At 40.8% G+C, this 14,424-nt stretch carries 11 protein-coding genes and 1 pseudogene; 2 read left to right on the plus strand and 10 right to left on the minus strand.

Annotation, left to right across the window (positions count from 1 at the left end; translation table 11 throughout):
- Positions 1 to 149 precede the first annotated feature (149 nt).
- From devC to V7K32_RS08015, 9 genes and pseudogenes are all read right to left on the minus strand, one after another.
- Positions 150 to 1,316 (minus strand): ABC transporter permease DevC, encoded by a 1,167-nt coding sequence (gene devC / locus V7K32_RS07975; RefSeq protein ID WP_334991915.1) that lies wholly within the window; start codon positions 1,314 to 1,316, stop codon positions 150 to 152.
- Positions 1,317 to 1,380: 64 nt separating this feature from the next.
- Complete coding sequence (locus V7K32_RS07980; protein ID WP_442938708.1) at positions 1,381 to 2,595, minus strand: ABC exporter membrane fusion protein; 1,215 nt, start codon at positions 2,593 to 2,595, stop codon at positions 1,381 to 1,383.
- 499 nt (positions 2,596 to 3,094) lie between these two features.
- Entirely contained in the window at positions 3,095 to 4,318 is a 1,224-nt protein-coding gene (locus V7K32_RS07985) for a pentapeptide repeat-containing protein (RefSeq protein WP_334991919.1), read from the minus strand.
- 299 nt (positions 4,319 to 4,617) lie between these two features.
- A complete protein-coding gene (locus V7K32_RS07990) occupies positions 4,618 to 5,466 on the minus strand; it encodes a class I SAM-dependent methyltransferase (RefSeq protein ID WP_334991921.1) in 849 nt (282 codons plus the stop codon).
- Positions 5,467 to 5,833: 367 nt separating this feature from the next.
- Positions 5,834 to 6,214: pseudogene (locus V7K32_RS07995) on the minus strand (PAS domain-containing protein); the annotation flags it as partial.
- A gap of 76 nt (positions 6,215 to 6,290) precedes the next feature.
- Positions 6,291 to 6,452, minus strand: a complete 162-nt coding sequence (locus V7K32_RS08000; protein WP_334991923.1) for a hypothetical protein — start codon at positions 6,450 to 6,452, stop codon at positions 6,291 to 6,293.
- Positions 6,453 to 6,530: 78 nt separating this feature from the next.
- Positions 6,531 to 7,088, minus strand: coding sequence for an NADPH-dependent FMN reductase (locus V7K32_RS08005; protein ID WP_334991925.1), 558 nt, complete (start codon positions 7,086 to 7,088; stop codon positions 6,531 to 6,533).
- 105 nt (positions 7,089 to 7,193) lie between these two features.
- Entirely contained in the window at positions 7,194 to 8,669 is a 1,476-nt protein-coding gene (locus V7K32_RS08010; RefSeq protein WP_334991927.1) for a pentapeptide repeat-containing protein, read from the minus strand.
- A gap of 219 nt (positions 8,670 to 8,888) precedes the next feature.
- Complete coding sequence (locus V7K32_RS08015) at positions 8,889 to 9,503, minus strand: pentapeptide repeat-containing protein (protein WP_334991929.1); 615 nt, start codon at positions 9,501 to 9,503, stop codon at positions 8,889 to 8,891.
- Positions 9,504 to 9,954: 451 nt separating this feature from the next.
- Between V7K32_RS08015 and V7K32_RS08020 the strand changes: the two genes are divergently transcribed.
- The gene (locus tag V7K32_RS08020) at positions 9,955 to 11,154 is read left to right on the plus strand and encodes an FAD-dependent oxidoreductase (protein ID WP_334991931.1); all 1,200 of its coding nucleotides are present in this window, start codon (positions 9,955 to 9,957) and stop codon (positions 11,152 to 11,154) included.
- Positions 11,155 to 11,648: 494 nt separating this feature from the next.
- Here V7K32_RS08020 and V7K32_RS08025 read toward each other — a convergent pair whose 3' ends face one another.
- On the minus strand, positions 11,649 to 13,364 hold the full coding sequence (locus V7K32_RS08025; RefSeq protein WP_334991933.1) for a tetratricopeptide repeat protein: 1,716 nt from the start codon (positions 13,362 to 13,364) through the stop codon (positions 11,649 to 11,651).
- 279 nt (positions 13,365 to 13,643) lie between these two features.
- Here V7K32_RS08025 and V7K32_RS08030 point away from each other — a divergent pair, with 279 nt between their 5' ends.
- Positions 13,644 to 14,039, plus strand: coding sequence for a hypothetical protein (locus V7K32_RS08030; RefSeq protein WP_334991935.1), 396 nt, complete (start codon positions 13,644 to 13,646; stop codon positions 14,037 to 14,039).
- The last annotated feature ends 385 nt before the right edge of the window (positions 14,040 to 14,424 follow it).

Here is a 14,424-nt window from a genome sequence, read left to right on the forward strand (position 1 = left end):
TTAGGAGTTAGGAGTTAGGAGTTAGGAGTTAGGAGTTAGGAGTTAGGAGTTAGGAGTTAGGAGTTAGGAGTTAGGAGTTAGGAGTTAGGAGTTTGGAGTTGTAAAAATTTTTCCCTATTCCCTATTCCCTACTCCCCACTCCCTTAGTTCTAAAACATATCAGCAGGGTCGGTGGCTTGGAGTTTGCGGGTTGCGATCGCACCGGAAATTGCACACATAATGATAGTCAGCACTAATACCTGCAATGCTCGAATTGCAGTCATGTACATGGGCAAATTTGTGGCAGTGCGAGTCAGTTGGTAAAGTGCTAAGGATACTCCTAATCCGGGGAAGAAGCCCAGTGCTGCCAATATCAACGATTCTTCAAGCACCACACCTAGTAGATAATAATTGCGATATCCCATTGCTTTGAAGGTGGCGTATTCCCGAACGTGGGCATTAACATCGGTGGAAAGGACTTGATAGACGATAATCACGCCCACCACAAAGCCCATTGATACACCGAGGCTGAAAATAAACCCAATTGGGGAATTTGTTCTCCAAAAGTTGTTCTCAAATTCAATAAATTCGGCGTGGGTTAAGACTCTGACATCATCTTTTAGGTAGGCTTTCAATATTGCTGCTACCTTTTTCGGGTCATAACCTGGTTTTACCTTTATCAAACCCAAACTGATACTGCTGGACTGTCGCCCAGAAAATAGCCGCAAAAAGTTTTGATCGCTGGTAATCAAATTGCCATCAGAACCAAAGGAAGCCCCGATTTGAAATAAGCCACTAAGGGTAATTGTGTGCCGTTCTATTTCGGTGGTTAAGGTTTTACCTTGGTCAATTTGAGCGATCACTTTTTGATAATCTCCTCTAGCACCACGATCGAACAATACAGCACCTGGTAGCTTGATTGTCTGCAATTGCTGGTTAACATCGGGTAAGTTAAAGGCTGGCTTGTCTGGATTAAACCCAATAATTAATACCCCCGTCTCACGGTGTGTTTGGGGATTTTTCCAGATTGTGTTGTTGAAATACATTGGTTCTGCTGACTTGACCCCTGGTATATCCATTGCTTGGTAAAGTCGCCGCCGAGAAAATGTAGACAAGCTTGGCAAGTTACGGGCTTGAGGACTGGTTAAAACAATGTCTGCTTGCAAACTACGATGTAGTCTAGTGTTACTGTCATACAGCGCAGTCTGAAAACCCAGTTGCATGAACATGAGAAGATCCGCAAAGGCAATCCCTGACAATGCCACTAAAAGACGGCTTTTTTCATGATTCAGTTGCAGCCATCCAAGAGGGGTTCGTCGTCGCAGTTGTTTAATCACATTATAAGGAGTGGGGAGTGGGGAGTGGGGAGTGGAGAGATGGAGAATAACTTAAAGCAATTCCCTATTCCCTATTCCCAATTCCCAATTCAATTACCGCCTTAACTTGCATATTGGTTAAGGTGGCGGCTTTTCGGCTGGAGGCTTCATCTAGTCGGATATGAACTTCGACTACTCTGTTATCGATATTGTTAGCAGGATCTGTGTTAATGACATTCTGTCGCCGCACTTGTAAGCCTTTGCGATCTACGATTCCCTGCAATTCAATGGAGAGGGAATCACCAAAAACTCGCACTTGCTGCCCTGAACGCACTTTGTCAATATCGCTTTCGTAGACTTCGGCTATGACATACATCTGATTGGTTTGTCCGATATCAGCAATGCCATCATTTGAGATTAATTCGCCCGGATGAGTATGGATCTCAAATACCTGTCCATTTTGAGGCGATCGCACTTCGGCCTGTTTTAAAATTACTTTTGCCAGATTCATGGCTGCTACGGCACGATTGACTTCTGCTTGGGCAGCTTCTATATCTACTCCGGGGACTTTGGCGATTTTATCGAGTGTTGCTGTGGCTTCTTTAATCTCTTGCTGGCTAGTTGATTGTGTTCGATTTAACTGCGCTTGTGCTTCTTGCAGGTTTTTTTGAGCGGTTTCCAAGTTTAAATGCTTGTTATCTCCTTGGGAGGCGGAAATTGCCCCCTGTTGATATAGCTGCTGATAGCGTTTGTCTTCTGCTTGGGCGTTACGCACTTCGGCTTGGAATCGCTCAATTGTCGCTGCTTGGACATTAATATCACCTTGGCGTTCTGCTTCTAAGCGAGCGATCGCGGCTTTTTGGGCGGCAATTTCACCGGGTTTAGCACCTGCTTGGGTGCGGTTTAGGTTCGCCTGGGCTACTTTTACTTGTTCCTGTGCCTGTTCTAATTCTGCATGGCCGCGATCGCGGCTGTTCAAAATCGCAATCACTTGTCCTGCTTTTACTTTATCCCCCTCTTTCACTAACAACTTTTCTACCCTACTTCCTTCCGCAGATACCGCAGCAGAGAGTTTAATTACCTTTCCCTGTGGTTCAATCCACCCTAAAGCTGTTACCGTTTTTAACTGTGGCAATTGTGTTACTGGCACTTGTGCTTCTGAATTTGCATAATTTTGCCAGCTTTTTAGTATATAAAAACTTATTCCCCCAATCGATAAAAATGCAATTATACCTATACCAACGGATAGACGCAGAATAGACTTAGGGAACGTTCTGTACCCTAGCTTTGAGTTTCGCACCATAGATTACCTCTTAACTAGTGGCGCAGAAAAAACTAAATAGTTATTGTGAATTTTTCGATTCCGATTTAATTAAAAATGGTAATTATTGAGAATTTACCAACCTACTGGGATTTAGCTGGATCAAATAACAAGAAGTCATCCAGTATTAATACATTTATGTTTTTGACGAAATACTTTTTTTTTAAAGGACTCAGGTATAGTAAATGTTTTCAAAACTGCGGGTTGTAACAGCGCCAACAATTAGAGATAAATTCAGTCAGAAAAAGATTTTTGTCACCAAATTATAATATAGCGGTTCTCGCTTGGGTGAGGTACAATAATACCACCCCAAACCCCTTCCCTAAAAGGGAAGGGGATTAAGATTCAAAGCCTCTCTCCTTTTAGGAGAGAGGAATGGAAGTGAGGTCAAAAATGTACTGCACCCAAGCGAGAACCGCTATAGCTGTGCTACCATACTGTATAATTGAGTTTTAGATGCTGAAATTTTAGCTTTTTGTTACTTCCAGCTTTTGGGTATTTTAAAGTTTTCTGGTAGGATTGTTGTGCGATCGCCAATTGCCTGTTCAATCTGCTGTAATTGAAGGTTTTCACATCCGCTCAAGTTTGCTCTAGAGAGGTTAGCTTCTTCGAAGTTAGCATCTTGCAGGTTAGCTGTACTGAGTAACACAGCTTCTAGGTTGGCTCCAGCAAGTTTTGCGTTTTGCAAGTTACTACCAATCAGGTTGGCATCTTGAAGGTTGCTATCCTCAAGGTTTATTCCTTCTAAGTTGGCATCACAAAGGATTGCTCCTTCTAAGTTGGCACCACAAAGGATTGCTGCTTGTAATTTGGCATCACAAAGGATTGCTCCTTCCAAGTTTGCATCGTAAAGGACTGCCTTTGAGAGGTTTGCTTTTCTGAGGACTACGCCTTGAAGATTGGCTTCTGGGAGGATTGCCTTTGAGAGGTTGGCTTCATAGAAGATTGAGCCACAAAGATAGGTTATTGATAAGTCTGCCTCTGAGAGATTTGCTCGGGTAAAATTGACCCATTGCAAGTTAGCTCCTATGAGGATTGCCCTAGAAAGGTTAGCTTCGGTTAAGTCTGCATTACTGAGGTCTGTATTGCGTAAATCTAGTTTCTGATTTACCGGATCTTTATGTGAATCGCGTCGTCCAATGACAGTCAAGGCTGTTTGAATATCTGTAGGAAGTTTTGATGAGTTCTGTGACTCGTCCTCATCTTGCTGATTTAGTGGGGCATTCTCGCGGATAAACGCAGCGAGAATTTCCATAATTGTCCAATGATCTTTGTGAGAATCCTTAGCAATTCGCTCTAAAGCATAAATTGCCGCAAACCGCGTTTCAATTTTTTCATTTCCCAACTGTTCGATTGCCTTAGAAAAACGTTGTGGAACAATTTCTTCTAAAGTTTCTTGGGTATTCTTAATGTCAGTTACGATGTTGTTGTCCCAAGTTAGTGTCCCAGCAATGAGTTTGGTGAATACACTCTGATCGCTAAAAGAGAGTCTGGAAGTATAGTAGGCATTAATAATTAATGCTAATCCTCCAATAATGATGGCAACAGTTGTTAATGCTTGATTAATATATTCTATTTTTTGTTGATTTGTAAATTCTGCAATGTTTTCAAAGAAGGAAAAAATTAGAGTTAATGTGAAAATAAATATAATTGAGACAAATACCAATAGAGTCGTGAATCCATTTGTCTTTATGAAAGACATGTCGTAAGTCTTCATATCTGACCCCTTACGGAAGTAAATTTAGGTTGATTTTAAGAGGATCTGTAAGGTTATGATAGAGTACAAACACGTAACTACTTGACTGACTATTAAATCTATCTCATAGAAATTATCTATAAAATCTTTGATAAGTTATTTTTCAAACATCCTCTGAACTGCGGTAGATAGCATCTGTGAGAGGTAAAAAAAGTATATTTGGTCACTGTGCTTGACCCACAAGTTTTACCTCCCTACGTTGTCACTGACTTATACCGCAGACGATGGAGAATTAAAGAGGCTTTTCACACAGGTGCTTTGCGGGCAACATGAACAGCAGAAAGAAACTCAAGTTGTACGCTATCTCCAAATTTTTCTAGCTTCTGGCGCAATCCTGCAAATAGTAACTCTTTGGTTTCTGGCTGTAGTCTCCGAAAGGTACTCAAAAGCTTGAGGTAGTTATCAATGCTATAGGTGACTTCACACGCAGTTTGCTCGACAACCAACTCTTTAAAACAATTGGAGTCTAAAATATCTTGTCCAAACCCCCTCAAAATGTCCGCTTGAACTTCCGCACCTTCATATCGAACAAAGGAGGGCGCATAAGCTTGATACACTTCCTCTAGAACTTGGTAAACTTCGTATTTCGGTTCTGGGGTCAGATTCCATAGTAGGATAAGAAAACCGTTATCGCACATTGCCTCTGCTGCCTTGGTATATCTAATCTCTGGCGGTATCCAGTGAAAGGCATTGGCTCCTAGAACGGCATTGAACTGTTTTGGTTCTAGTTCCCACTCCTCAAATGAAGTATTGCAAATTGTAACTTTTGGATATTGATCGCAGTTCTGTTGTACCAAATGACAAAAATCCTGGTTTGGCTCAATACACGTCATTGAAAAACCAAATTGAGCAAAAGCCACCGTCGCATTTCCTGGACCACAACCAACCTCAAGAATCGATGCATCTGAGTCAAGTTGGGCTAAAGCCACAGACCGATCAATTAGTTCTTTTGGATAGTCCGCTCTTGCATTGTAATAAACATCAGCAACCGGAGAATACCAAGTCCTTCGCTGTTCCAAACCTATAGAATCAGTCCTTCGCTGTTCCAAATCTATTAAAGCTCTGGCATTTATTTCTTGTCTAAAGTCTTGCATAAGCTAGGGCGTGTTAGCGATGAAGTCCAATTTCATTTTAGAACCAGCAAGGGATCTGTCAAAATTTTTATTAAGATTATTTTGAGTATTTTAACTGATTGACAAAAGGCACTTTATCTTAAAATCTCACGAATGCGTGGGTAGTGGTAGAGACATAACATGGTTGTGCCTGAAGCGAAGCTATTCCACGCAATTGAAACGCTTGTATTGGCTCTGAAGTGCATTTCGACCAAGTGACGAGCGATCGCTAAACCTAATCCTAGCCCACCAAATTTTCTAGTTGTTGTACCGTCGCCTGCATCGAAGTTTTAAAGACGCGATCGCGGTCTTCGGGGTGAATGATATCAATCCAGCCATAGCCAGTAGTCTGCTCCATTATCAGTCCACTGTAGTCAAACCAGTATTGATTGCAATAAGTAATACCACTATGGCTATCGCCCATCCAAATAGCCTGGGGCGACACTTCCGTTAAAATTCGATATCGCTCCTCGCTGCCACGTAGCGTTTCTTCTACTATATTGCGATCGCGCAGCGCAGCTTGCTGTTCGCTGATGTCGGCGATCAACCCCAGCATCCGCACTGCTTCCCCTTGAGCATTATGATAAATATGACCCCTTGCCCAAATCCAGCGTAATTCTCCATCAACACGGCGAATGCGGCACTCAAAATCCCAGATATTCTGATTAATTAGAGCAGTCCGAAATTTGGCATCAACCAAAGGGCGATCTTCAGGTAAGACGGGTAATATCTCTCAGGTTATGTAAAAGGCTCAACGTTGGAGTTAAAAGGCTCAACGTTGAGGTTCAGAGGCTCAAGGTTCGAGTTCAGAGAGTGAAACTTAAGCTTTCCAATGTTCCGGTTGTTGAAGATTTTTCGGTAAGATTGTTGTGCGATCGCCCTTGAGAAAAACTTTTTGGTTTACTGATGTTAGCCGTTCTATACGTTTTAGGCTGATATTTATGCTTATAGGTTTTTAGCAATCGCACCTTTTTTGCTCAACCTCACCAAATCGCGTTGCTCGCTTGCAGTTGTAGTTATCCGAAAAAAAGTGCAGAAGTAGACTCTCATAGCGCTGACTTTGCGATAATTTTAATCGCAGATACGAATGATACAATAGCCTTGTGCAGTATACCTGATAGTTCAGAGTCCGAAAGGATACTGCTTTCGTCAATTTGATTACTAGAAAGGGGAACTGTTACTGATGCTTCATTAATGATATGTGCATCCATTGTCATCAGTATTTCTTTCAAAGAAGCTTGTGCATGTATTGCTCGTGGTGAGGCATTGATTAGGGCAACAGGCTTGCGGTAAAGTTCTCCAGAACCAACGACCCAATCGAGAGCATTCTTTAATACGCCAGGTATACCATGTGCATATTCTGGACTAGATATCAATACGCCATCAGAAATTTGAAGTTGAGTACGAATGTCTTTGACTGAAAATATTTCTCTTCCCTCTAGATCGGGGTTAAAATGTGGGAGATTACCAAGACCCTCATACAGAGTAATTTTAACTCCTTCTGATGCTAAACCGATGGCAGATCGAAGTAAAGCCGTGTTCGATGAAGCATTCCGAAGACTACCAGAAATTGCCAGAATTTGTATCAGTTTAATTTCTTTCATACATCTTCTTTATCTTCAGAATTATTACGGTTAATTTTGGTAAAAACTATAGCATTAAGTGAAACTGGTAGAATACGCCCAAATAACTAATGATGCTGTGATAAGTCAACTTGATTGTCGCCAATCTGTCGGTACTTCTATATAATCAGGTAGACGAGTGGTGCGATCGCCAAGTGCTTTTCTAATCTGCTGCAACTCTAAGTTTTTCGCCCCTGTTAAAATTGTCCCTTCCAGTTTGACATGACTCAGGTCAGCTTCTGAAAAGTTAGCTCCCATCAGGTTTGCTTGAGTCAGGTTTGCTTGATAAAAAGTCGCCCTATACAGGTTAGCTCCGATAAGGTTTGCTTGATAAAGGTCAGCTTCCGTTAAACTGGCTTCTGAGAGGTTGGCAAAATAGACTTCTGTTTGATGGAGTTTGGCTGCATTCAAGTTAGCCCCAGAAAGATTGGCACCATTCAAGTTAGCCCCTGAAAGGTTGGCACCAATCAAACCCGTCATCTGCAAGTTGGCTTTACCCAATTTTGCTCCTTGCAAATTAGCTAAAAATAGCTTTGCCCCAGAGAGGTTGGCCGTTTTTAAGGTGGCTTGTTGTAAGTTAGCTTTATAGAGGTTTGCTCCTTGCAGATTAGTTACGCGCAGACTTGCTCCAGAGAGGTTGGCTGAACGCATGTTTGCCCCACTGAGATTAGCGCGGTTGAGATTAGCCCAACACAGGTTTGCTCCACAAAGGCTAGCTTTTAGTAATTTGGTTTCATAGAGATTAGACCTCACGAGTTTAGCGCCGTTTAGGTCAGCCTCACTCAAGTCTGCTCCCCGTAGGTCAGCCCCACTCAGGTCAGAACCACGTAAGTCTGCTTGTTGCAGATTAACTCCTAGCAGGTCTGCTCGTCTAATGTCAATATTACGTAAATCAAGTTTTTGCTCTTTTGGGTCTTCGAGTAAATTACGTCTACCGATGACAGTTAAAGCTGCTTGAATATCAGTGCGGATTTTAGGAAATTCTTCATGTAAGTTTTGCTCCAACTGCTGTGTCGGAGGCGACCCACCTCTGTGCCTACCTGAGTAAGCTGCTTCTTGATATTCCGGGTTTTTTTGCTCTACTCTCACCTGCTGGATAGGTGCATTTTCTCGCACAAAGGCAGTGAGAATTTCCATGATTGTCCAGTGTTCTTTAGAAAAATCCTGAGCAACTCTTTCTAATGCATAAATTGCACCTGTCCGAGTTTCAACTTTTTCATGACCAAGCTGGGCAATTGCACCCATAAAGCGCTCTGAAATTAATCTGTCTTGATTAACTTTTGCATTTTGAATGCCAATTTCCAGGTTTTTCTCAGCTGCGATCGCATTTTTCTGCATCGCTTGGGCCCGCTTTGCTGCATAATAAGTATTAAATATTGCTGCCGATGCCAGAAAAACTATTGCAGTCGTTGTTAATGCTTGGTTTCTATACTGAATTTTTTCCTGGATTGACAATTCTTTAATACTAGATAACGCGAAAAAAATTACAGTCAATGAGAAGCCAAATATAACTGTTATACTTATCAACCAATTCAAAAGAGCGTCTGTCTTTTTAGAAGACATGGTAACGATTTTCCTTACAACCTAGAATTATTACTTAGATGTTGAGGAAAAATAGTATAGCATTTAGCAGAAAATTATAATAGGTGTCAAGACCCTCAATTAACGAGTTAATGACATGGAACATACTATAGCGTACATACCATTTCAAATAGCGCAAGAGCTTAGAATAAAATTATTTTGACTTTTGACTTTTGACTTTTGCAAAGCGGTACTAGTGTTTTACTCAAAGAATTTTGCTTCTCTGAGGTTTGCCCCATCAAGTATGGCATCATTAAGAACTGCTCCATGCAGCCTAGCTAGATATAAGCTTGCACAATGCAGGTTAGCCGCTTCTAGGTTAGCTCCTTTGAGACTAGCTGCACTGAGGATTGCTCCTTCTAGATTAGCTAAATATAAGTTAGTACCTTCTAGGTTAGCTGCACTGAGAATTGCTCCCGCGAGATTAGCTTCTCTAAGGTTAGCTCCAGCAAGATTAGCTTGATAGAGGTTTGTCTGTTCTAAGTTTGCCTTATTCAGATTTGCTCCTCTGATGTTAGTGTGACTCAAATCAAGTTGCTCATTTTTTGGGTCTTTGCTTACATCTCTTCTAGCGATAACGGTAAGGGCTGCTTGAATATCTATACGAACTTTTGTTGACAGGTTGTTTGTTACTTTCTCTTGGGGTATGTAAGGAGCATTTTCTCGGACAAAAGTAGCAAGAATGTCCATAATTATCCAGTGGTACTGGGGATAATTTTGGGCAATTTGCTCTAAATCATTAATTACAGCTAGACTAGTTTCTATTGTATTATTTCCTAGTTGTTCAATTGCTATTTTTAAACGTTCTTTTGACAACTGATGCTGAGTTTGGTTAACTTTTGCCTGAAAAGCATGTATCCTCAGACATATTTTGGATAGCTGACTGTTATTTGTGGATAAAATATTTTTTATGTAATGAAAAGCATTAATAATTTCTATCAACATTATTAAGTGATAAAAGGAGGTTTGAAAGATTACTTGTACTCAATAGTCTTCATTTTTAACTATCAATTAACCCCGATCGTGATGATTTTGATTGATGCCTGCGATCGGGCATTCATAAATCATTTTAGGACTTACGTAATTACGGAATAACGAACCTTATTAGGCGCAAAGGACACAGAAAAATAGGAGTTTGAGAGATATTTTGCGTAAGTCCTACATTTATGAAAAACCACTAATTATAAAGGATAGCCTTCTTTTACCAGATGCGCTAGGCAACCAAAAAAATCTGACAACTCAAATAGTATTGTGATTAACTACTTCAATGCAGCAAAAATTAGAGCCTAGAGTTAAAGACTTAGTGCTGATTGGTGGCGGTCACAGCCATGCAATTACCCTGAGAATGTTTGGAAGAAAGCCTTTACCTGGTGTCCGTTTGACATTAATTACCGCAGCCAAAAATACACCCTACTCTGGAATGTTACCAGGACATATTGCCGGATTTTACAGCCACGATGAATGTCATATTGACTTGCGACCTTTAGCGAACTTTGCTCAAGCACGGTTGTATATTGATACAGTAGTTGCCCTAGACTTGGAAAATCACAAAGTTCTTTGTGCTAGCGGACTTGTGGTAGATTTTGATGTGCTGTCTATTGATATTGGCAGCACTCCGGCGAGTGTGTCTGTATCAGGTGCAGCAGAATATGCGATCGCAGCTAAACCAGTATCGCAGTTATTGGAGCATTGGTATAAACTAATTGAAGCTGTAGGTAAAAATCCTCAAGAACTAATTAAGATTGCGATCGCAGGTGGAGGCGCTGGCGGTGTAGAATTGGCGCTGTCGATGCAATCTCATTTACATCGGATTTTACGTCAAACTCAACAACCAATTCAAAATCTAGAAGTTCATTTATTCCAGCGTGGCACAGAACTGATGCCCAATTACCATTCATCAGTACGGCATCAAATTCAGCAAATTCTCACTGAGCGAGGTATTAAGCTACATCTTGGGCAAACTGTGTGTAAAGTTGCACCTATACTATATAGTGAAACTAAAGAAATATTTGAGATTAAATGCGAATCTGGCTTGATAGTAGAGTGTAATAAAATTTTTTGGGTAACACAAGCATCAGCGCCCGAATGGTTAAAAAACGCAGGACTAGGAACTGATGAGCAAGGCTTTATTTTAGTAGAAGATACATTGCAATCTCAATCCCACCCGCAAGTATTTGCTACTGGTGATATTGCCACAATGGTAAATTATCCGCGTCCGAAAGCTGGGGTATTTGCTGTTAGGCAAGGTAAGCCTTTATTTGGGAATTTGCAGCGAATTTTATTAGGTAAGTCGCTCAAACCTTATAGACCACAGAAACATTATTTGAGTTTAATTGGTACAGGAGACGAACAAGCGATCGCCACACGAGGTATCATTACTTTACCACCTCACAAACTCTTGTGGCGTTACAAAGATTGGATTGACCGCCGCTTTATGGAACGCTTTCACTTTGAAAAAAATGAGTGATATTATGTCCGCTTAATCACTTATTAAACCAGGAGTTCCCCAAAGAGCCAAAGGTGTGCTTTGTCTTCCCTAAGAGCAGGCTAAGGTATACACAAAAGTCAATTACCCCCGATAACTAGAATCTAGTTCCCTCTCCAATATATCGGGGAAACAAGAATCTAGTTGGCTCTTTTTTAAAAGGAGAAACAAGAATCTAAACCTCATCTATTTTGAGAACCGTAGTTTTTGCCCTCACCCTAAATCCCTCTCCCAAGAAGGGAGAGGGACAACTTTGCGGCTCTCCTTCTCCCAAATTTGGGAGAAGGGGCTGGGGGATGAGGGTTTTTTCTTTTCATCATGGAATATCTACAGTTTTCAAGATGGACGCGGTTTAGTTCCCTCCCCAATATATCGGGGAGGGTTAGGGTGGGGTAAAACCTTGGTTAATCAGTTATTTCAGACTTGTGTGTACACCATATCCCCGCTTGCAAGAAACAGTTGGGGGTGAGGTTCTTTTATCGAAGCTGTTCAATTAGCTCTATAATTTGTTGATAATACTGGATATTTCCTTCTTGATAATACAAGTCTGCGGATTTCTGGAAATCCGCAATTGCTCGTTGAGAATCACCCAGATTGCGGTAGACATCTGCCCGAAGGATGTAAGCTGAAGCCCAATTAGGCTGACGCAGCAAGGCTTGGTTTAAGTCTGTAAGCGCTTCCTGTAAGTTTCCCAATAAAGAACGGCTACGACCCCGATTGTACCAGTCTTCGGCAAAGGTAGGGTCGATTGCGATCGCCCGACTATAATCTTCTATTGCCCCTTGATAATCTTCTAGGGCATAGCGGGCATTAGCGCGATCGCTGTAAAATGCAGCAGATTGGGGATTTATTTGTAATGCTTGGGTATAATCTGCGATCGCATTTTCGTATTCTTCTAAAGCATAGTGGGTTGAACCTCGGTTGTAATATGCTTCAATTAAATCAGGATTAATTTCTAATGCTTGATTATAATCTGCGAGCGCTCCCTTTTCATCCCCCAAAAGACGACGAGCATTTCCTCGATTGCAGTACGCTTGCGAAAATTCTGGAACAAGCTCTATTGCTTGGGTGTTATCATCAATTGCTCCTTGTAAATCTTGCAGGGCTTCACGGGCAATCCCCCGACCATAATAAGCTGCGGCTAAGTTATCATTAATTTGTAATGCCCGATCGTAATCTTTAATTGCTCCTTTATGATCTCCTAAAGAACGACGAGCCGCCGCGCGATCGCAATATCCTTCTGCTAAACTAGGATTGAGTTGTAATAAACGATTACTATCTTGAATTGCACATTGATAATCTCCCAGTCGGCGACGAGCATTTGCCCGAAAGCCGTATACTAAAGCTAGAGTCGGATTTTCTTGTAACGCTCGATTGTAATCTGCGATCGCACCCTGATAATCCCCAAGAGTACTACGAATAAGACCTCGTTCACAATAGGCTTGTACATCATCAGGATTTAACTTTAATGCTTGGTTAAAATCTTCAATTGCTCGGTGATATTCTTTGAGATGAGCAAGAACCAAACCCCGATTGTAATATGCTCCGGCAAACCTGGGATTTATTTCTAATGCGCGGTTGAAATTAGCGATCGCACTTTGATACTCTGCTAAAGAGTAGTAGGCATTACCTCGATTATGATAAGCCTCCGCCAAGTTTGGATCTAATTGTAATGCTCGGTTGTGGTCAGCGATCGCTTCGGAAAAATTTCCTAAGATATGGTGAATATTACCCCGATTGCTGTAAGCTGCGGCAAAATTCGGATGCCACTGTAAAGCTTGTTGAAAATTAGCGATCGCTTCTTGATGATTGCCGCCCTCAAAACAAGCTACACCCCGATTATGATAAGCATTGGCAATATCAATATTGATATTATCAGCTAACTGGGTACTAGTTTCAATTGTTTGGATATAATCAGCGATCGCTTTGTCGTATTTTTCTAAAGCAAAGTAAGCATTACCCCGGCTGTGGTATGATTGGGCGAGATTTGGATCGATTTGTAATGCTTGGTTATGATCGGCGATCGCTCCTTGGTAATCAGCTAAAAAGTAACGTACATTACCTCGGTGATAATAGGCTGTGGCAAAATTGGGATTGATTTCTATAGCGCGATTAAAATCTGCGATCGCACCTTGATAATCCCCTTGTAAACTGTGGTTTAATCCTTGGTTTAATAATTCTTCAGCATTCATGTAATTTTCCTGGATTTCGACATTCCCTAGCTTAAAGGCAACGGGATTCTTAACGATATGCTTTCATAATCGTTCCAGCTTATTGTGCCTCTTGCTAAGATTTTAATTCCTGATTTTCTGTGAGATTATATCAATGGGACAATTTTCAGGCGACTTAAACAGCAGCAAGCGCCGTAAACAAGAACGGTGGGTGGTGGGTGACTGACTCGCCGTTTTTTACCGAGACTGCTATAGTAGCGGATAACACATTAGCTAAGTGCGATCGCATCTACTATCAATATGGACAAAGAATCTCAAAATCGCTTAAAACACTTTGCTGCTTTCAAGTCCAAATACCAAGCAAATAATTATCCCGATTCATCACCCTCTAGTCTTCTTTATCTCATCCTACGAAAAGTTGACTTAGAAATTGAAATCAGCGAATTAGAATTAAATTGGTTGCAAGAACATGAGCTTTTTGAAACTTTTGAAATTATATGGCTACAACAATTTAGGATGGGAGAATCTAAAAGACTAGAAGCTGAATTTTCTCATCTTAAAGCTAAGTATAAAGTTGCCAAAAATTGGGAATCATCATTAAGCAGTGTTTTGTATCCAATACTTTGGAAACTTGAATCAGAAAATAGCTTGACTGATTCAGAAGTAAAATTCTTGCAAGATAATAATCTTACTTAAACAGTTGCTATTGTTCAAGATATAAAACGCTTTGCTGATTTAAAGGATAAATATCAAGCTACCAAGTCTCAAGATTCATATCCTGATAGCCCACTGTATAAAATACTAAAAAAGCTAGAGACAGAAACAAGTTTAAGTGACGAGGAATATGAGTGGTTACTAAATCATGAACTTTTTGAAACCATAGAAACTTTTGAGAAACAAGAGTCTGCAAGACGAGCTAAAGTTACCCAGCTAAAGAGTAAGTATCAAGCAAGCCAACACCCAGATACATCCTTATCAAGTCAACTATATCAAATATTACAAAAACTTGATACTAACAAAAAATTAATTTATTCAGAAATTTACTGGTTAGAACAGCAAGGACTTAACGAAACAATTGCTA

Origin of the sequence: Nostoc sp., from assembly GCF_036917635.1 — a bacterium.
Taxonomy (GTDB): Bacteria; Cyanobacteriota; Cyanobacteriia; order Cyanobacteriales; family Nostocaceae; genus Nostoc.